Annotated in this window: 17 protein-coding genes; 7 read left to right on the top strand and 10 right to left on the bottom strand. The window is 67.5% G+C overall.

From position 1 onward, the window contains the following. A partial coding sequence (locus Q1X76_RS07960; protein ID WP_300719142.1) for a hypothetical protein occupies positions 1 to 187 on the bottom strand: 187 nt, incomplete at its 3' end. A 104-nt stretch (positions 188 to 291) separates the two neighbouring features. Here Q1X76_RS07960 and Q1X76_RS07955 point away from each other — a divergent pair. Continuing rightward, a complete protein-coding gene (locus tag Q1X76_RS07955; protein WP_300719141.1) occupies positions 292 to 1,989 on the top strand; it encodes an L-lactate permease in 1,698 nt (565 codons plus the stop codon). Between the two features lie 217 nt (positions 1,990 to 2,206). Here Q1X76_RS07955 and Q1X76_RS07950 read toward each other — a convergent pair whose 3' ends face one another. From Q1X76_RS07950 to Q1X76_RS07940, 3 genes are all read right to left on the bottom strand, one after another. Further along, entirely contained in the window at positions 2,207 to 2,614 is a 408-nt protein-coding gene (locus tag Q1X76_RS07950; RefSeq protein WP_300719140.1) for a hypothetical protein, read from the bottom strand. 546 nt (positions 2,615 to 3,160) lie between these two features. After that, positions 3,161 to 3,754, bottom strand: coding sequence for a hypothetical protein (locus Q1X76_RS07945; RefSeq protein WP_300719139.1), 594 nt, complete (start codon positions 3,752 to 3,754; stop codon positions 3,161 to 3,163). Positions 3,755 to 3,823: 69 nt separating this feature from the next. Further along, positions 3,824 to 4,888: a hypothetical protein gene (locus Q1X76_RS07940; RefSeq protein WP_300719138.1), complete on the bottom strand. Its 1,065-nt coding sequence runs from the start codon at positions 4,886 to 4,888 to the stop codon at positions 3,824 to 3,826. A gap of 134 nt (positions 4,889 to 5,022) precedes the next feature. On the opposite strand from Q1X76_RS07940, the gene Q1X76_RS07935 reads away from it, so the two are divergent. The 5 genes from Q1X76_RS07935 to Q1X76_RS07915 all read left to right on the top strand — a co-directional run bounded on the left by Q1X76_RS07935 (position 5,023) and on the right by Q1X76_RS07915 (position 11,202). Further along, positions 5,023 to 5,706, top strand: a complete 684-nt coding sequence (locus tag Q1X76_RS07935; protein ID WP_300719137.1) for a DedA family protein — start codon at positions 5,023 to 5,025, stop codon at positions 5,704 to 5,706. Between the two features lie 20 nt (positions 5,707 to 5,726). Then, positions 5,727 to 6,704, top strand: coding sequence for an efflux RND transporter periplasmic adaptor subunit (locus tag Q1X76_RS07930; RefSeq protein WP_300719136.1), 978 nt, complete (start codon positions 5,727 to 5,729; stop codon positions 6,702 to 6,704). A gap of 107 nt (positions 6,705 to 6,811) precedes the next feature. Then, the gene (locus Q1X76_RS07925; protein ID WP_300719135.1) at positions 6,812 to 8,695 is read left to right on the top strand and encodes an ATP-binding cassette domain-containing protein; all 1,884 of its coding nucleotides are present in this window, start codon (positions 6,812 to 6,814) and stop codon (positions 8,693 to 8,695) included. Positions 8,696 to 8,923: 228 nt separating this feature from the next. Then, a complete protein-coding gene (locus tag Q1X76_RS07920; RefSeq protein ID WP_300719134.1) occupies positions 8,924 to 10,063 on the top strand; it encodes an ABC transporter permease in 1,140 nt (379 codons plus the stop codon). Continuing rightward, positions 10,063 to 11,202 (top strand): ABC transporter permease, encoded by a 1,140-nt coding sequence (locus tag Q1X76_RS07915; RefSeq protein ID WP_300719133.1) that lies wholly within the window; start codon positions 10,063 to 10,065, stop codon positions 11,200 to 11,202. Before Q1X76_RS07920 ends, Q1X76_RS07915 begins: the two co-directional genes overlap by 1 nt. 376 nt (positions 11,203 to 11,578) lie before the next feature. Here the strand turns inward: Q1X76_RS07915 and Q1X76_RS07910 are convergent, their stop codons facing one another. After that, positions 11,579 to 12,280 carry a potassium channel family protein gene (locus Q1X76_RS07910; protein WP_300719132.1) on the bottom strand — a complete coding sequence of 234 codons (702 nt, stop codon included), beginning with the start codon at positions 12,278 to 12,280 and terminating at the stop codon, positions 11,579 to 11,581. A 465-nt stretch (positions 12,281 to 12,745) separates the two neighbouring features. Here Q1X76_RS07910 and Q1X76_RS07905 point away from each other — a divergent pair, with 465 nt between their 5' ends. Then, positions 12,746 to 13,132: a CrcB family protein gene (locus tag Q1X76_RS07905; protein ID WP_300719131.1), complete on the top strand. Its 387-nt coding sequence runs from the start codon at positions 12,746 to 12,748 to the stop codon at positions 13,130 to 13,132. A 496-nt stretch (positions 13,133 to 13,628) separates the two neighbouring features. Here Q1X76_RS07905 and Q1X76_RS07900 read toward each other — a convergent pair whose 3' ends face one another. The 5 genes from Q1X76_RS07900 to Q1X76_RS07880 all read right to left on the bottom strand — a co-directional run bounded on the left by Q1X76_RS07900 (position 13,629) and on the right by Q1X76_RS07880 (position 18,732). Further along, positions 13,629 to 14,252, bottom strand: coding sequence for a flavodoxin family protein (locus Q1X76_RS07900; RefSeq protein ID WP_300719130.1), 624 nt, complete (start codon positions 14,250 to 14,252; stop codon positions 13,629 to 13,631). 188 nt (positions 14,253 to 14,440) lie between these two features. Next, positions 14,441 to 15,283: a hypothetical protein gene (locus tag Q1X76_RS07895; protein WP_300719129.1), complete on the bottom strand. Its 843-nt coding sequence runs from the start codon at positions 15,281 to 15,283 to the stop codon at positions 14,441 to 14,443. 15 nt (positions 15,284 to 15,298) lie between these two features. Then, on the bottom strand, positions 15,299 to 16,168 hold the full coding sequence (locus Q1X76_RS07890) for a DMT family transporter (RefSeq protein WP_300719128.1): 870 nt from the start codon (positions 16,166 to 16,168) through the stop codon (positions 15,299 to 15,301). A 387-nt stretch (positions 16,169 to 16,555) separates the two neighbouring features. After that, positions 16,556 to 17,920 (bottom strand): phosphomannomutase, encoded by a 1,365-nt coding sequence (locus Q1X76_RS07885; protein WP_300719127.1) that lies wholly within the window; start codon positions 17,918 to 17,920, stop codon positions 16,556 to 16,558. A 119-nt stretch (positions 17,921 to 18,039) separates the two neighbouring features. Further along, positions 18,040 to 18,732: a phenylalanine--tRNA ligase beta subunit-related protein gene (locus tag Q1X76_RS07880; protein ID WP_300719126.1), complete on the bottom strand. Its 693-nt coding sequence runs from the start codon at positions 18,730 to 18,732 to the stop codon at positions 18,040 to 18,042. Between the last annotated feature and the right edge of the window lie 231 nt (positions 18,733 to 18,963).

The following is an 18,963-nucleotide window of genomic DNA, read 5'->3' as shown; positions in this document are numbered from 1 at the left end:
CGGGCGCCGCCGCAGGCGCCCCGGCCGCGGCCCGAAGGGCGAAGATTTCCGGGCAGGGACCGGCAACGGGGCGGTTTTGAGGAAGGCCGCTGCTCTGTCCGAAAATGCCGCATTGCGCCGTTTTCCTGGCGAACCCGCAGGGAGCGCCGGAAAAAGGCACGCGATACGGCAAGGTCACGACCGTCATGCGGCATGTTCACATGCCGTCGGCTTGAGGAATGTCACGGCTGCGTGTGGTGCGAAAAATGCGGCCGGGACGCTGTTAACCTGGACACTTGCAGAGGAGGTCTCATGTCCATCGGTCTTCTGGCATTTCTTGCCTTCATCCCGATCCTGATTGCCCTGATCCTCATGGCCGGCCTGCGCTGGCCCTCCACCCGCGCCATGCCCATCGCCTGGCTGGCGGGTGTGGTGCTGGCCTTCGCCTTCTGGGGACAGGAGCCCATGCGTCTGGTGGCGCTTTCCATCGAAGGCACCATCACGGCAGTGGGCGTTCTGATCATCGTGTTCGGCGCGTTGCTGATCTACTACACCATGCAGTACAGCGGCGCCATGGAGACCATCCAGGCCGGCATGAAGCGGATCAGCCCCGACAAACGCCTGCAGGCCATCATCATCGGCTTCATGTTCGCCGCCTTCATCGAAGGCGCCGCCGGTTTCGGCACGCCTGCCGCCCTGGCTGCTCCCCTGCTGCTGGGCCTGGGCTTCCCGCCCCTGTGCGCCGCCGTCATCTGTCTGGCCTTCAACAGCGTGCCCGTGACCTTTGGCGCTGTGGGCACGCCCGTGCTTCAGGGCTTCAAATCCATCGAAGGCGTGGCCATGCAGGCCCTGAACTTCTCCGACCCCGCCATGGCCTACAAGACCATCGGCGAATACGTCACCCTGATGCATTTCCCCATGGGCATCATCCTGCCCATCTTCATGCTGGGCTTCATGACCCGCTTCTTCGGCAAGAACAAGTCCTGGATGGAAGGCTTCCGCGCCTGGAAGTTCTGCCTTATGGCTTCCGCCTGCTTCCTGGTGCCCTACCTGATCCTGGCCTGGCTGGTGGGTCCCGAACTGCCCTCCATGGTCGGCGGCCTGCTGGGCCTGGGCGCTCTGGTGTGGCTGACCCAGAAGGGCTTCTGCGTGCCCAAGGACGGCGTGTGGGACTTCGACCGCAGGGATGCCTGGGACGCTGAATGGACCGGCTCCATCGAAGCCAGCGCCGCCACCGAATACAAGGAACACATGAGCCAGACCATGGCCTGGCTGCCCTATGTGCTGTGCGGCCTGCTCCTGGTGCTGACCCGTGTGCCCGCCTTCCATCTGAAGCCCATCGTCACCGATCCCATGTTCAGCGTGGGCTGGGCCAACATCCTGGGGTACCAGGGCGTCACCTCCAAGCTGGCCCTGCTCAACCTGCCCGGCACCATCCCCTTCATCCTGGTCTCCATCATCACCATCGGCCTGCACAGGATGAACGGTGAAAAGATCCGCCAGGCCTGGGGCACCGCCCTGGAAAAGATGACCGCTCCCACCATCGCCCTGGTGGCCGCTGTGGCCCTGGTCTCCATCCTGCGCGGTTCCGGCGTCAACACCGCCGGTCCCGACGGCGCGGCCCTGCCCTCCATGCCCATGGCCATGGCCCTGTTCGCCTCCGACGTGACCGGTTCCGCCTGGCCCATGCTGGCCGCTTTCGTGGGCGGTCTGGGCGCCTTCATCACCGGTTCCTGCACCGTGTCCGACATGCTCTTCGCCAACTTCCAGTGGGATATGGGCGGGCTGCTGGACTATCCCGCTCTCGGCAAGTACATCATCGTGGCTGCCCAGGGCGTGGGCGGCGCTGCCGGCAACATGATCTGCATCCACAACATCGTGGCCGTGTGCGCCGTGCTGGGCATGATCGGCAAGGAAGGCATCATCCTGCGCCGTACCATCTGGCCCTTCATCCTCTACTGTCTGGTGGCCGGTACGGTCTGCTTCTACCTCATCGGGCGCGTGCTGTAACGGCCGCCGCCTCTGGAACCAACTGAAAAAGCCCGCTTCGGCGGGCTTTTTTCATGCCTGCGGCCCGGCGTACGGCAGGGCCCGCGCTCCGGCGTGCGCAGGGCGCGCGGATCGTCCGGCGGGCCGCGCCGTACGGGGCAGGCCCGCCACGGAGCTGAAAAAAACGCCCGCCCGGATCGCTTCCGGGCGGGCGCGTTGTGGTTACGGGAAGGTCGGCTCAGTTGTCCTGCGTGGCGCAGTCCGCGGCATGCCAGTACCAGTGCGAGACCATGGTGGGATCGTCGGGCAACCACTGGCCGCTGCTCTCGAAATGCTGGAGCAGGTTCTCTTCCGCTTCGTCCAGAGGGACGGCGGGATGGGCGCGCTTGCGCAGCCGGACCAGTACCGCCAGGCATTCGAACAGGGCGAACAGGGCGTCGGGAGAGAGGTCGTCGTCCAGGACGGCCTGCAGCAGTTCGGGATGGAAGGGATTGCTGCTGACACGGGCGGCATCATAGAGGTCGCAGTGGCGGCACAGGGAATCCAGCGTATCAGCAATCAGCAGGTCACGCCTGCTGTGCCGGGGCTGCTGCCGCAGCGCCGCAGCAAACTGGCTGATGGAAGTGCGTTTTTCGCGGATATTCACGGGAAACTCCTGTTTGCGCCCTAATATAAGTTAATAGATATCGAAATGCAATAAATCGGCCGCATGGTCATGGGACAAGCTTCGCCTGCCCGGGACGTCATTCAGGAGCGGTGTTCCGACCGCGAGCGGGCGCAGTCCCGGTCAGGCCGGCCCCCCGGCCGGGGGCCATCCGCAGATGGCGGCACAGGGCACGGGGACCCCATCCGGCGGCGCGCGAGCCGGACAGGCGCATCGGCCCGCAGCCGCCACCCGTGGTGCCGTCCGCAGGATCCCCGCAGCAGACCGCCCGCAGAAGCCGCCCGCAGCGCCGTGCGCAGTGACCGGCTGCAGCGCTGTCCGCAGGAGTTGCCAGAGCCGCCCCGGCAGTCCGGGCGGCCCGCTTTGGCAGGGCGGCAGTGCGCGGTGCGGGCCTCCGCCGCCGTCTCGTCCCGGTCCCACCCGGTCCCATCCGGTCCGGCGCGCCCGGTCCGCCCAGGTCCGATCTGGCCCGGTGCTGCGCGGCGGCGCTGTCGGGCGACAGGCAGGACCGGCGCGCTGCGCTGTCGTTCAGGAGCGCGGTTCAAGATAGCGGGGATCGATATGCAGGCGATAGGTCTGCGCCGCGGGGAGACGGCGCTGCGGCAGGGAGATGTGCCCCTCGATGGACAGGGGCTTGTCGGAAAGGCCGAAAGGCTGCAGGCCCTGGATGCCCTGCGACATGGCGGCCAGCCGGTCGCCCAGGACATAGAGCACGGGCATGCTGCTCTGTGCGCGTCCGGCCAGGAGCATGCTGCCGCCGTGGCTGCTGCCCCGGGTGCTGTTGAGCAGCGAGGGCAGGCGCACGTCGGCGCGGCGCAGCAATTCCAGGAAGTCATTGCCGGTCTGGCCCACGAAGGACACCAGCGACATGCCGTCGCGGCTCACCAGCAGGCTCACCGGCACGGTGCCGCCGTGGATGCCCAGATAGGTGGAGCGGGCCCCGGCGGGCATGCCTGTCCAGCCTTCGGGCAGGGCGTGACCGGTCAGGGGGCCTGCGGCAGGCGCGGGGGCCTGGTCCGCGGCGGCGCGGAAAAGGCCCCCGCCGTACAGCGTGGGCCAGGCGCAGGCCAGGGCGGCCAGGGCCAGCAGGAGATAGGCCAGCAAGGACGGGAGATGGCGCATGCCGTTATCCTTGGTACAGGGGATGATGTTCCTTCCTAGGAAGAAGGGCGGGCCTTGTCAAGCCGGGGCTCATTCGGCGTCGCCGAGGGAGAAGAAGCCCCCCGGGCTGGTCTGGGTGCCCAGCCATTGCAGGAAGAAGGCGGACAGCCGGCGGGTCAGCTGCCCGAAAAGCTGCTGGCGCAGGGGATCCATTTCGTCATGGCACATCTCGGGCAGCTCGTTGGCCAGGCTGGGCGGGCAGGGCGCCATGAGCAGGGACATGTCCGCTTTTTCCAGAAGCAGGCGGGCCGGTTTTCTGTCCATGCGTTCGTACAGGGCGTCCGCATGCAGGGCGGGGATGCTCAGATCGTCATGGCCCAGGCCGACCAGCAGCAGATGCGGCTGCAGGCCGGCCAGGCCCTGGCGGCTGAAAAGCATGCCGAAGGTGGGGCCCACGGCGGCGATGGCCTTGATCCGGGGGTCCGTCAGGCTGCGGGGATCCAGGGGGAAATAGCCGCACATGCTGTCCACCCGGGCGCGGGGCTGGTCATAGCAGTAGGCGTCGTCCAGAGGGGCCTTGCGGCAGTAGTCCACCCAGCCGGAGCAGTCGGGCAGGGCGCCGCCCAGCAGGAGGGCGGCCGTGGCTCCGCTGCCGAAACCCAGCACGCCGATGCGGCTGGGGTCGATGCTGGGCCCGATATCCTTGTTGGCCAGCAGCAGGTCGATGGTGGCCGAAAGCTCCAGGGCGCGGTCCTTGAGCTGGCCCCAGAGGAAAAGATGGTCCATGTTTTCCATGCAGTCGCGGGGATGGGTGGGCGCGGCCACCACGAAGCCGCGCGCCGCCAGGGCCGCCGCCGTATTGTGGAAGGAAAAGCGCGTCCCCGACGAGGGGTGCGAGAGCAGGATCAGCGGGAAACGTCCGTCCACCGGCTTGCCGTTGCGCGCGCCGCGGATGGTCCAGGGCGCGTAGGATAGGGAGCGGGGCGCACGCACGGACGGATACCAGACATTGACATCCACGCGGATGCCGCTCTCCTGCTGCCAGAAGCCCAGGGTGCGGAAACCGGGATTGTAGCCGTTTTCGGCCGCGGCCGGGACAGGCAGGAGGCAGGCCAGGCAGAGCAGGGCCGCGATGAGGACGGAACGGGCGGGCATGGGACCTCACGGACGGGAAAAAGGTGTCGTGCCGCCGGGGCGCGCGGGGCGCGGGGCGTCTGCAGGTGTTGTGCCACAGGCATGGCTGGGATACAAGGAAAAGGCTTTCTGTCAACTCCGATGCCGAGGTGTACATGGAATTTCTGACCTATCTGGTGGACTTCATCCTGCATATCGACGCCCATCTCTTCGAGCTGGTGGAGCAGTACGGGCTGTGGATCTATGCCATCCTCTTCCTGATCGTCTTTTGCGAGACCGGCCTCGTGGTCACGCCCTTCCTGCCGGGGGATTCCCTGCTCTTCGCCTCCGGCGTGGTGGCCGGGGCCGGGCTCATGGGCTACGGCCACGTCCTGCTGGTGCTGCTGGGCGCGGGCATCCTGGGCGACGCCGTGAACTACCTCATCGGCCGTCATGTGGGGCCCGCCATCTTCCAGCGGGATTCCCGCCTCATCAAGAAGGAACATCTGCTCAAGGCGCACCACTTCTACGAGAAGCACGGCGGCAAGGCCATCATCCTGGCCCGCTTCATCCCCATCGTGCGCACTTTCGCCCCCTTCGTGGCTGGCATCGCCCTCATGTGCCCGCACCGCTTCTTCCTCTTCAACATCACGGGCTGCGTCCTCTGGGTGGGCGGCCTGGTCTCGGCCGGCTACTTCCTGGGCAACCTGGAATGGGTGCGCCAGAATTTCAGCATCATCGTCTACCTGATCATCATCATTTCCGTCCTGCCCGTGGTCATCGAGATCCTGCGCGCCAGGCTGGGCAGGAAGACGGCCCCGGCGGAAGAACTGAAGAATCCTTTTGAGAAGCAGGGATAGCGCCTGACGGGAGAGACATCATGCGGCAAAAGATCCTGGCGGTGGTGCTGTTCCTGGTGGCGGCTGCGGGGCTGGGCTGGTATCTTTTTGGGGATACGGCCCAGGGCGGGCTGGTGCTCTACGGCAATGTGGAGATCAGGCAGGTGGACGTGGCCTTTCGTGTGGACGGGCGCATCGCCGGCGTGCTGGTGGACGAGGGCGACAGCGTGCGCGCCGGGCAGGAGCTGGCCCGGCTGGACGACGACCTGCTGCGCCAGCAGCGGGATCAGGCCTCGGCCCAGCTGGCGGGCCAGAAGGCCCAGCTGCTGCGCCTGGAGCGGGGCTACCGCAGCGAGGAAGTGGAGCAGGCCCGCGCGGCCGTGGCCCGGGCCAGGGCCGTGGCCGACAACGCGGCCATCAATTTGAACCGGGTCAGCGCCATGCGGGCGCGCAACGCCATTTCCCAGAAGGAGCTGGACAATGCCCGCAGCTCGGACCGTTCGGCCCGGGCGGAGCTGCGTTCGGCGCAGGAGCAGCTGGACATGCTGGCCTCCGGCTACCGCGAGGAGGACGTCCTGGCCCAGCGGGCCGCCGTGGAAGCGGCCGCCGCCGCTCTGGAGCTGGCGGAGATCAGGCTGCGCGACGCCCTGCTGGTGGCGCCGCAGGACGGCATCGTGCTGACCCGCGCCCGCGAGGCCGGGGCCATCGTGCAGGCCGGTCAGACGGTCTATACCCTGAGCCTGGTGGATCCGGTCTGGCTGCGCGTCTATGTGGACGAGCCGCAGCTGGGGCGCATCAAGCCGGGCATGGCCGTGCGGGTGCGCGTGGACGCGGCGCCGGGCAGGGAATTCCCCGGGCGCGTGGGTTTCGTGTCGCCGGCGGCGGAATTCACGCCCAAGAGCGTGGAGACCATGGAGGTGCGCACCTCGCTGGTCTACCGTCTGCGGGTGCAGGTGGAGGACCCGGACAATGTCATGCGCCAGGGCATGCCCGTGACCGTGACCCTGGTGGAGCCGTGATGCCCTTCCGGCCCGCCCGGCGGCGTCCGGCCGGCGGGGGAGCGGACGGGAAGGCCGCCCTGCCCGCGGGCGGGGAGACGCGCGACGGGCTTGCCGCATGCCCGGCCATGAACACGGACATGGGCACGGACAGGAGCGGGGACGCGAGCGTGGCCGCAGGCCTTGACGCCAGTGCAAAGGCCGGCGGGAGCGGAGGCACGGGCCGGGAGCCCGTCGCTTCCCGGGCGGCGCGGGGAGAGGCCGCGGCACGGGACGACTGTGCCGTGGAGCTGCGTGGTCTGGCCATGCGTTTCGGGGCCGTGGAGGCCCTGCGCGGCCTGGATGCCCGCATCCCGGCCGGGCGCATCACCGGTCTGGTGGGGCCGGACGGCGCGGGCAAGACGACCCTGCTGCGCCTGCTGGCCGGACTCATGGAACCGGCGCGGGGGCAGGCCCTGCTGTTCGGCCGTCCCGCACGGGAGGTGGCGGCCGCGGCGCCCAACAGCATCGGCTACATGCCGCAGCGCTTCGGCCTGTATGAGGATCTTTCCGTCATGGCCAACCTGCAGCTGCACGCCCGCCTGCGCGGTCTGGAAGGGCAGGCGCGCGAGGCCCTGTTCGAACGCCTGCTGGCCTTCACCTTGCTGGGGCCGTTCACCGGCCGTCTGGCCGGGCGGCTCTCCGGCGGCATGAAGCAGAAACTGGGCATCGCCTGCGCCCTGCTGGGCGCGCCGCGCGTGCTTTTGCTGGACGAGCCGGGCGTGGGCGTGGACCCCTTGTCGCGGCAGGAGCTGTGGCGGATGGTCAGCGAACTGAGCGACGACGGCATGACCGTCATCTGGTCCACGGCCTATCTGGACGAGGCCGCGCGCTGTCCGGGCATCATCATGCTGGACGGCGGACGCATCCTCTATGACGGGCCGCCCCGGGGCCTCACGGCCCGGGTGGAAGGGCGCGTGTTCCATGTGCCGCCGGGCGGGGAGGGCAGCAAGGCGGCCCTGGCCCGCTGGACGCGCGCGCCGGGCGTGGAAGACGCCCTGATGCAGGGCAGCCGCATCCGCGTGCTGCTGGCGCGGGACGCGCCGCCGGTCACGGCGGAGGCCGTGCGCGCCGCCGGGGGCGAGCCTGTGGCGGCGCGGCTGGAAGACGCCTACATGCACATGGTGGGCGGGCTCAATCAGGAGCCGTCGCCTTACGGCAGGCTGGGGCGGGCCGACGGAGGGCAGGCCGCGCGGCCTGCGGCGGAGGCGCCGGAACGCATCGTGGCGCGGGAGCTGACCAAGCGTTTCGGCAGTTTCACGGCCGCGGACCGCATCAGCTTCAGCGTGCGCGCGGGCGAGATCTTCGGCCTGCTGGGGCCCAACGGGGCCGGGAAGTCCACCACCTTCCGCATGCTCTGCGGGCTGTCGCGGCCCACGTCGGGCCGGTGCAGCGTGGACGGCGTGGACCTGTTGCGCGCGGGCAGCGCGGCGCGCTCGCGCCTGGGCTACATGGCGCAGAAATTTTCCCTGTATCTGGACATCCCGGTGCGCGAGAACATCCGCACCTGCGCCGACCTCTACGGCCTGGATCCTGAACGCCGCGAGGCCCTGCTGCCCGTGCTGGCCCGGGCCCTGGAGCTGACGGACTATCTGGACAGCCGCACCAGCAGCCTGCCACTGGGGCAGAAGCAGCGCCTGGCCCTGCTGTGCGCCACCCTGCACGAGCCGCCGGTGCTCTTTCTGGACGAACCCACCTCGGGCGTGGACGCGCGTACCCGCCGGGATTTCTGGAAGCACATCACGGCCATGACCGAGGCCGGGGCCTCGGTGCTGGTGACCACGCATTTCATGGAAGAGGCCGAATACTGCGACCGCATGGCCCTCATCTACCGCGGGGCCATGATCAGCATGGGCACGCCGGACGAACTCAAGGCCTCCTGCCGGGGCATGGCGGGCGTGCCCGACGATCCCACGCTGGAGGATGCCTTCATCGCCAGCATCCGGCGCTACGACGCCGAGCACCCGCAGTAGGGGACGGACTGTTGCCCGGGGCGAGGCAAGGCGACGGACGCCCGCCCCGTATGCCGGCAGGGGAGCGGTACAGGGCTCCATCCCCGTGCCGGACAGGCGGGAAGCCCCGGACTGCCAGGGCGGCATGCTGCGGGTACGTCGCCGGTCCGGCGGGGAGCGGCGGACCGGGAAGAGCGGACCGGCAAAGCCGGCGTCTGCAGGGGGCAGGCCCGGAGAGGGAGGAGACTGATGGAAGAAGGCCTGTCACGCCGCCTCTGGCTGCGGCAGCTGCTGGCCCTGGTGGGCAAGGAGTTCCGGCAGATCGTGCGGGACCCCTCGTCCTATCTGGTGGCCGGGGTGCTGCCCCTGCTGTTCCTGCTGCTCTTCGGTTACGGCATCACCCTGGACGCGGGCGTGCTGCAGCTGGCCGTGTTCAACCAGAGCGGCGGCCAGCATTCGCGCGCCCTGCTGACGGACTTCGCCCACTCGCCGCACTTCGTCATCCGCTCCATCGGCCACATGCGCGAGGGCGAGCGCCTGATGCGCGAATCCTCGGTGCAGGGCATACTGGTGCTGGGCCAGCTCTTCGACGCCCAGCTGGACCGGGGCGCGACGGCGGACGTGCAGCTCATCGTGGACGGCACCGAGCCCAATGTGGCCCGCTTCATCCTGAGCTATTCCCAGGCCGTGATCCTGCGCTGGCAGGCGGCCCGGCAGGCGGGCGGCGTGCCGCAGGCCTCCGCGCTGGGCGTCGAGGAACGCTACTGGTACAATCCCTCGGCCAAGAGCGAGCGCTTCCTGGTGCCCGGGGCCATCACGGTCATCATGACCCTCATCGGCACCCTGCTGACCTCGCTGGTCTTCGCCCGCGAGTGGGAACGCGGCACCATGGAGGCCATGCTGGCCACGCCCGTCAGCCGCTGGCAGATGCTGCTCGGCAAGCTCATCCCCTATTACTGCATGGGCATGTTCAGCATGGGCCTGTGCGCGCTGGCCGCCGTGACCCTGTTCGGCGTGCCCTACCGGGGCTCGCTGGGGGCGCTGCTCTTCATCTCCTCGGTCTTCATGCTCTGCGCCCTGGGCCAGGGCCTGCTGATCTCCGTCAGCCTGCGCAGCCAGCTGCAGGCCGCCGAGGCCGGGCTCTTTTCCGGCTTTTTGCCCGCCCTGCTGCTGTCGGGCTTCGTCTTCGACATCGACAGCATGCCGCCCGTGCTGCAGGCCATCACCCATCTGGTGCCGGCCCGCTACTTCAATACCTGCCTGCGGACGCTCTTCCTGACCGGGGACGTCTGGGGGCTGTTCTGGCCCTGCGTGGGCGCCATGGGCCTGCTGGCCCTGCTCATGCTGGGGCTGGTCTACAAGAAACTGGTCAAAAGGCTGGATGTCTGATGCCGCGCGCCCTCTTTTTGCCCAATGTCCGGCGCATGGCCGCCATCGTGCGCAAGGAGCTGCTGGTCCTGTTCTGCAACAGGGTCTCGCGCATGCTGCTCATCGTGCCGCCGCTCATGCAGATCGTCATCTTCGGCTGGGCCGCCACCATGGAAGTGCGCAACGTGGACGTGGCCGTGCTCAATCACGACGAAGGCCCCCTGAGCCGCGAGATCGTGCGCCGTCTGGAAGGTTCGCCCACCTTCCGCAGGGTCTTCTTCCTGCGCGGGCAGCAGGAGATACGGCCGGTCATCGAGCAGGAGAAGGCCCTGTTCGTCATGGTCTTCGACGCGGAATCCTCCCGCCGGGCGGAGCGCGGCGAGCCCGTGAGCGTGCAGCTGCTGCTGGACGGCCGCCGCTCCAACGCGGCCCAGATCGCGGCCTACTATGTGCAGACCATGCTGGCCGAGGTGGCCGCGCAGACGCCCCTGGGGCGGCAGGCCGCCCTGACGGGCGGCGGCAGCCTGGACATCCGCCTGCGCAGCTGGTTCAACCCCAATTTTGAGTTCCAGTGGTTTTTCCTGCCCAACCTCATCGGCATGCTGAGCTTCATGCTGGGCCTGGTGGTGACGGGCCTTTCCGTGGCCCGCGAGCGCGAGGCCGGGACCTTCGACCAGCTGCTGGTCTCGCCGGCCACGCCCACCGAGATCGCGCTGGCCAAGCTCATCCCCGGCTGCGTGGTGGGGCTGGCCCACGGCACCATCTTCCTGCTGGTCTCGGTCTTCGGCTTCGGCGTGCCCTTCACCGGCTCGGTGCTGCTGCTCTATACGGGCATCCTCATCTTCTCGCTGGCCGCTGGCGGCATCGGCCTCATGATCTCCTCGCTCTCGTCCACCCAGCAGCAGGCCTTTTTGGGCGCGTTCACCGTAGGCGTGCCCTGCATCCTGCTCTCCGGGGCCGTGACGCCGGTCATCAACATGCCGCTGGTGCTGCAGCACGGCAGCCAGCTCAATCCCATCCGCCACTTCACCACCCTGGTGCAGGGCGTGTTCCTGCGCGACATCACCGTGGAGGCCGCTTCCGTGAGCCTGCTCAAGATCTGCGCCATCACCGTGGTCTGCGTCTGCGTGGCGGTCTGGATGTTCCGCCGCCGCGTGTAGCGGGCGCGGCACAAGGGCCGGGGAAGGGACAGGCGGGAAAGGCCCCCTCCCCGGCTGCCGTCCGGGGGACGCCTGTCCCCGGCACGCGGTGCCGTTTTCGTCCGTCGTGGGGCCGGGAGGCTTCTCCCAGCCCGTGCCGGACCGGGTCAATCACATATCAATTTAAATAAGTAGATAAAGCCGTCCCCAGCCCGTGCCGGACCGGGAAGGCCCGAGCGGCCGGAGCGGCACGGAGCGCTGCCGCCTGCCCGGCCCGTGCATCCGCGGCCTCTGTCCGTCCGGGAGGGCGCGGCGGCCTGCCCGCCCGTCAGGACGCACGGGGCGCCGCCTGTCCGCTCCCGGCAGGGAGCGGCCATCCGTCTTCGGGCAGTCGGGCTCAGTCCTGGTCCGGCCTGTCCGGGGGACGGCTGGCGAAGGTCCGGCCCACGATGGAGGCGATGACCACCAGCGAATAGATGTTGGCCGACAGGGCCACCAGCACGGTGGCGTTGCGCGCCGCCCAGGAAACGGGCGTGATGTCGCCGTAGCCGATGGTCATGAGGCTGATGTAGCTGAAGTAGAACAGGTCCTGCAGGCTCACGCCGGCGGGGTCGGGGCCCCGGAAGGAGCCGGGCTGGAAACTTTCCAGCAGCAGGAAGAGGAAAAAGCCGCTGTAGCCGATGAGCAGCAGGCCGCAAAGGCCCGCGCAGAGGGTCTGGCGGGCATCCAGATGCAGGCGGTGGGTCTGGGCGCGGTAGAGCTGGCTGAACAGCTCCAGCAGGACGATGCAGAAGAACAGGCCGTGCAGGATGAGCTGGCAGAGCTGGAGCGCGCGGGGCATCTGCGCCAGGGCCTGGAAGGGGTGCAGGGCCAGGATGCCGAGGGCCGTCAGGGAGGCCGCCCAGAAGCCCGGCCGCAGGCGGCCGTAAAGGTTGATGCCGGCCAGCAGCTGCAGGGGCAGGTAACAGGCCTGTGCCGCGCCGCCGTAGATTTTTCCGGGAAAAATGATATTCAGCAAAAACATGCAGGCAAGGGAGAGCAGCAGGCCCTCGAAACGGCGGACATGCCACCAGCGGCGTCCGGGCAGCGATGGGAACATGGGACCTCCCGGTCAGACGGCAGTGTGTGGAAAGACGTTGCGGGACGCCCCGCACGCGGACGACAGGACTCAGGGCAGGCGGGCCGGGGCGCCTGCGCGTCTGCGGCTGTCCCCGCCCCTGCCGCGCGCGGCGGCGGACCGTCCTGCGCCGGGCAACGTCCCGCGTCCCGCAGCCTACGGCAGAAAGGCGGGATTGCAAAGCCCGCCGGGCACGGGGACCGTCGCACGGGCCTGTGTGCCGGTCCGCCATCCCGGGGCCGCCGTGCCCTGCCGCCGTCCTGTGCCACCTGCTGCCGGGGCCGCGGCGCCAGGCAGGCCTGCGTCCTCCTCGGCGTCCACTCCTACGTCCGGGAGATGCGCGGGACAACAGGCGGGACGAACAGGCAGGGAGGGGCGGGCGCGGGCAGCTGCACCGGGCCGGGCGTGCTTGCACGGCCGCACAGAACGAAGCGGGAGGAAGACGACATGGATGTGACGACATTGCGCAATTGCGGGCTGCTCTTTCTGGCGGGCGGCGCGGGGGCCCTGGCGCGCTACGGCGTGTCGGAACTGGCCAACAGTCTGGTGGGGCGGCAGTATCCGCTGGGGACCTTCACGGTCAACGTGCTGGGCTGCTTCCTGTTCGGTCTGGTCTGGGAACTGGCCGCCGTGCGCCTGCTCATTTCGGATACCGTGCGCCTGATCGTGCTGGTGGGTTTCATGGGTTCGTTCACCACCTTCTCGTCCCTGATCTTCGATTCCTTCGCCCTGGGCCAGACCCGTCCGGTCCTGCTGCTGTTCAACATCGGCGCCCAGACCGTGCTGGGCTTCGCGGCCCTTTTTCTGGGCATGACCGCGGGCAGGCACTGGTAGCGGCGCCCGCGCCCGCGCAGGCGCGGGCGGGCTGCCGCTACGGGGATTCCCTGCAATCGACGGGAAATGGTCACGGCCCTGCGCGGGCGGAGTGCCGGCCTTCATGGTCCGGCAGGGGAACAGCGTTTTCGTCCTGGCCCTGCTTGGGCAGAGTGCCGTGGTCCGGGCTGCCTGCCATAGCACGGACTGCCATAGTGCGGGCTGCCGCAGTACGGGCGTCTGTCGGGCAGGGACGCGGCCCGTCCCCGCGTCCGGCGAAGGGGACCGGCCTTGCGGGGGAAGACGCAAAAAAAGGGAGGCCCGGCGGGTCTCCCTTTTCTGTCGTCCGGCGCACGCCGCCCGGGGGCGGGGCCCCTCTGTGATGTCCCGGCAGGAAGCTGTTGCCGTCACAGGTGGAAACACGCCTGTTTTTCGTACGGGGGAGGAGCTCCCTCGTGCGGGGGCAGCGTATCTGGGATATCCCCCAGAAACATGGCCCCGGTAATGGGTCCTGAGCCTAGCGGATGAAGTTGGTGGGCTGCCAGGGCTCCACGGCAGGCGGCGTGATGCCCGCCTGGCGGCCGGCCTCGATGCAGCGCAGCAGCCAGGCCATGTTGTCGCCCAGGGTGCGCATGATCTGCAGGCCTTCGGCGTCCTGCACGGCTTCGGAGGCATCGTTGCCGTGGATGGAGTTCCAGTACTGGGACGAGACCACGGGCATGCGGGCGATGGTGAAATACTTGTTCAGGCGGTCGAAGGAGGCGCTGGCCCCGCCGCGACGACAGCTGACCACGGCGGCCGCCGGCTTGAAGGCGTAGGGCGCGGACTTCATGAAGAACATGCGGTCCAGCAGCGCGCAGAGGCCGGCATTGGGGCCGGCGTAGTAGACGGGCGAGCCCACCACCAGGCCGTCGGCCCGGCGCAGACGCTCCACGCATTCGTTGACCGGATCGTCCTCGAAGACGCACAGCCCGGTCTGGGCGCACTTGCCGCAGGCGATACAGCCGCGGATGGCCTTGTGTCCCACATGGACGCTGACGGTCTCGATACCGGCCGTTTCCAGACGTTCGGCCACAGCGGCCAGGGCCGTAGCCGTGCTGCCCTTGGGATGGGGGCTGCCGTTGATGAGCAGGACCTGCATGGGAATTCTCCTTGGGATAGATGACTGGGGCGGCGCGTGTGCAAAAAACCGCCGCCAATGACACTCACGATCCTGGTGATACCGCCAACGCCGTATGCGCCAGAAAGCATACAGATAAGGATCCGCCGCGGGCAGTAAAGGGCGCGGGCAGAATGGAGCAAAAAAAGGAGAGGATCAAGCAGAAATACTTATGGTTTATCCTTTAAAGGGAATATCCATTTGCCATTTTCTTGATAGGGCTCTTGGCAAATATATTTTTCTCCACAAAAGATGCCATCTTTAAAAAAGAAGATACGAGATTGAGGATTTTTGAAACAGTCATATAAGTTTTTATTTCCATAAATCAGTTGTTGTATTCCTTGACCCGTATTTTGTCCCTGATAGTAAATAATTCCATTTTCTTCATAGTTAGTGTAGCGACTATGACTTTTGGAAAATAACACCACATTTCCATTTTTTGTTGGGCGAATGCCACGGGGATAATCATCCATAAAAGCAAATAGATTGCGCATTTCTTCCTGGCTGTAACGCTTACCGCGCTCGAGCTGTACCGTATATTTCGAGGTGTTTTCTTTTTGATTCGATTTTGGGAGTAAAAAATTACGGCATAGACGGTTTGCTTCAGCATACATTTTTTCGTATGTATTTGGGAAATCTTCCTTAGTAATATATATGCCAAGTTCATCGTTATTGACTTGACTGTAATCGTACAAATTCATGCTGCCGATAAGCGCCGCCTGCTCCGTGAGAAAACATTTTGCATGCAGGTTACTGCGCTGAAATCGCTTAGAAGCGATGTCAACGGGTGTGAAAGGTTCTTTATGGACAATAGTGATGGGAATGCCGGATTTTTTCTTTTCGTCGAGGATGTCACGGATTCGTAGACTGAGTCTGATATACGGCGAAATAATGATGATGAAAGACCTGGCGTCATAAAACATAGTTTCAAGATGGGCCGCGATACCGTGCGTTGTGACAAATTCCGGCTCTGATTGTTTCGTCCCCAATAGGGAATGCAGTAGACCAGACATGGTTTCTCCTTGAGATTAAACGCGTGACGCAGAGATCGGTTTTCCCGGCAGCTCGTTGGCCAGGGTGGCGCCCAGAATGAGGACGGTGCCGCAGAGTTCGGCCGGGCCGAAGGGCTGATGCAGGAAGAAGGTGGCCAGCAGGATGGCGGTGACGGGGTCGATGTAGCTGAGCATGGCCGAGGTCTGGGCCGGGAGGCGGCCGACGGCCGAAAAGAACAGGATATAGACCAGCCCGGTATGGACGATGCCCACCACCAGCAGCAGCACGAGCGTGGACGGCGCGGGGGCCGGGCCCTGCAGGTGGCCGCCCAGCAGCACATAGGGCAGCATGACCAGGGCGGCGGTGCAGAGCTGGCAAAAGGTGGTCTCCAGCGTGTCCAGACCGTGCAGGCGCTTGTTGATGAGGATGATGGCGCAGTAGAGCAGGGCCGCGGCCAGGCCGAAGGCGATGCCGCGCGGGTCCTGGCGGCCGCCGGTGAGGACGCCGGAGATGCACACGGCCCCCAGCACGGCCAGCAGGGTGCAGGCGAGCTTGCGGCGCGTCAGGCGCTCGCCCAGCACCAGGGGCGAGAGCAGGATGACGAAGACCGGGGCCATGTAATAGCAGAGCGTGGCCACGGCGATGCCGGTATGGCGGTAGGCTTCGAAAAGGAAGATCCAGTTGAAGCCCAGGGCCGCGCCGGAAAGCAGGAGACGCAGGGCGTTCCTGCGGATGGCCTGCCCGTGCAGGGACGTTTTTTGCAGGCGCAGCACCAGCAGCAGGAAGCAGGTGCCGATGACCGCCCGGGCGCAGGCGATGACCGCCGGCGGCAGCGGGATGTAATGGACGAAGAGGCCGATGCTGCCCACGATGAACATGGCGGCGGCCAGCTTGCTTTTTTCCATGGCGTGGTCCCCTATGGTTCGTTTGCTTTCGACGGGGCCTGAGAGGGGGAAGGGCGTTTTGGGGGCAAAACTGCCCCCCCCCTCTCAACCCCTCCCCCGCCCCGAAAAAACCTTCTTCCGGTCCGGCCCGGTGGTCTCCGTCGCTGCCTCACGGGCGCCGCCATGTTGCTGTCGGATCTATGTGCCGCCACGCAGGCCGAAAGCGGCCGGCAGACGTTTTCCCCGTATCGCCGGGGGACCGGCAGCAGCGCGATCGCCGTCGCTCCTTCCCTGTCCTGCCGGTGACCTGGATAAAAGTTTTTGGCAGGAGGAGGGGAGCGCGAGGGGAGGAGGGAGACCTTTTTTCAAAAAGGGCCCCTCCGCCCCTCGCCCCGCATCCATCCGAACTCACAGACCGGCGTCGATGAGGGCCAGCAGCTCGGCGGTCTTCGCGGCCAGCAGCGCCTTGTCCGCGCGGCTTTCCACGTTGAGGCGCAGCAGGGGCTCGGTATTGGACATGCGCAGGTTGAAGCGCCAGTCGTCGAACTCCAGATTGACGCCGTCGATGGCGTCCTCATGGGTGGCCGCGGGGGCGTAGCGGTCGCGGATCCTGCGCATCAGGGCCGGGGCATCGGCCACGCGGCGGTTGATCTCGCCGCTGCAGGGCCAGGCGTCCATGCGCTCGCGCACCAGTCCGGCCAGGGACGTGCCCCGGCGCTGCATGGCGGCGATGACCAGCAGCCAGGGCAGCATGCCGGAATCGCAGTAGGCGAAATCGCGGAAATAATGGTGCGCGCTCATCTCGCCGCCATAGACGGCATTCTCGGCGCGCATGCGCTCCTTCATGAAGGCGTGGCCCGTCTTGCCCATGACCGGGATGCCGCCGCCCGCCTCGATGAGCTCGCGGGTGTTCCAGTAGACGCGCGTGTCGTAGATGATCTTGGCGCCGGGGAAGCGGGGCAGCAGCTCGGAGGCCAGCAGGCCCACCAGATAGTAGCCTTCGATGAAGTTGCCTTCGTGGTCGTAGAAGAAACAGCGGTCGAAGTCGCCGTCCCAGGCGATGCCCAGGTCGGCCTTGTACTCGCGCACGGCGCGGGCGGTGGCGGCGCGCTTTTCGGGCAGCAGGGGGTTGGGCACGCCGTTGGGGAAGCTGCCGTCGGGCTCCATCTGGCAGAAGATGAACTCGTGGGGCAGGTGCGGGGCCAGCTCCCTGAGCAGCAGGCCGGCGCAGCCGTTGCCCGCGTCGGCCACGATCCTGAGGGGCTTCTGGGCGGCCGCGCCGGTGTAGTCCAGGATGCGGCGGGCATAGTCCTGCCGGAAACTGACCGGCGTCACGGGCGCCTGGGCGGCGGGCAGGACCGCGCCCCTTTCCAGCAGGGACGCCACGCGCCCGCGCAGGTCGCGCAGGCCGGAATCGCCGCTCACGGGCCGCGCGCCGCGCAGCACCAGCTTGAAGCCGTTTTCGTCGGCCGGGTTGTGGCTGCCGGTGATCATGATGCCGGCGTCGAAGTCCTGGCGGGCGGCGGCATCGTAGATCTCTTCGGTGCCGCACATGCCCAGGCTGGCCACCTGCGCCCCGGCCCCGTGCAGGCCCGCGGCCAGGGCGGCGTGCAGGACGGGGCCGCTCAGGCGCGCGTCGTGGCCGAGCACCACGCGGCGGGCGGAAAAATGTTCGGCCACGGCCCGGCCCAGGGCAAAGGCCAGTTGCGGGGAAAGGGGATCGGGGACCTTGCCCCGGATGTCATAGGCCTTGAAACAGGAAAGATCGGTCATGGATGCTCCTCGAAAGCGTCGCGGGCACCCGGGACGGATGCCCCGCCGGCAGGCGGTGGGAGGGAAGGCGGAGCGGCAGGGCGGTCACGGCCGCCGGGCCGCGCGCGTGGCGTCCGGCATCAGCCCTGGACGCACCAGGGCTCGCAGAGGGGACGGCAGCGGCAGAAGCGGGCGAAAAGGACGGCACTGGTGCGCAGGGCCGCCTCCACGGGGGCCTTGCCGTCAAAGCCGTAGATCACGGTCAGGCAGAGGCGCGTCCGCTCGTCCACCAGGGCGCGGGTGGAATCGCTCACGGGGCTGCCGAAGGGCCCCAGGGCATCGGCCAGCAGGGGCAGATGTTCCAGATTGAGTCCGCCCTTGCCGATACCCTCGTACGTCTCGCCCGCCTGGCCGCGGCGGAAGACGATGTCGCCCTGCAGGCTGGTGAGCGTGTAGCTGCCCAGGGAAAAGCCCGTCTCCAGCGAGGCGACGTTGTTGGCGTCCACCACGCTGTTGATGGCGTAGAGGCCCTTGCCCTGCTTCAGACGGCGGTACAGGGCCTCGGACGAGATGCGGTAGCGGCCGGGGTCCTTGCCGCAGGCCTTGCAGGCCGCGCGCGAAGGACCCAGATTGGGCCATTGGGCCAGAGGCTCCTGCTCCATGCGGGCCAGCAGGCGGGGGGAGAGGTCATTGTCCAGATAGTCCCGGCAGTCGGGGCGGCTGGGCTCGACCTCCACTTCATGGGCCATCAGGCCCAGACAGAGCCCGGGCACCCGGGCGAGGATATCGGCATCGGGACGGATGACGGGGCGGACGAAGGGGGCAGCGGTCACGGGAAGATCCTTGGCAAGTCTGGAGGGGCGTCACCGGCCGGCACGGTGGGGCCCGGGCGCGGGGACATACCGGCGCGCTTGTCCCCGCCATGGCGGCAGGGACAAGATGCGAGCATAGCACGGGGGGACGGCGGGCTCAAGCCGTGCCGGCGGGAGCGGGCGGGGCGGCCTGACCGTCGCCCGCAAGGCAGCTCCCCGGGCAGGCCCGGCCGCCCGGTTCGCGCCACGTTT

Origin of the sequence: uncultured Desulfovibrio sp. (assembly GCF_949282365.1) — a bacterium.
GTDB lineage: Bacteria > Desulfobacterota > Desulfovibrionia > Desulfovibrionales > Desulfovibrionaceae > Desulfovibrio.
This window is presented reverse-complemented; position numbering and strand designations above follow the sequence as displayed.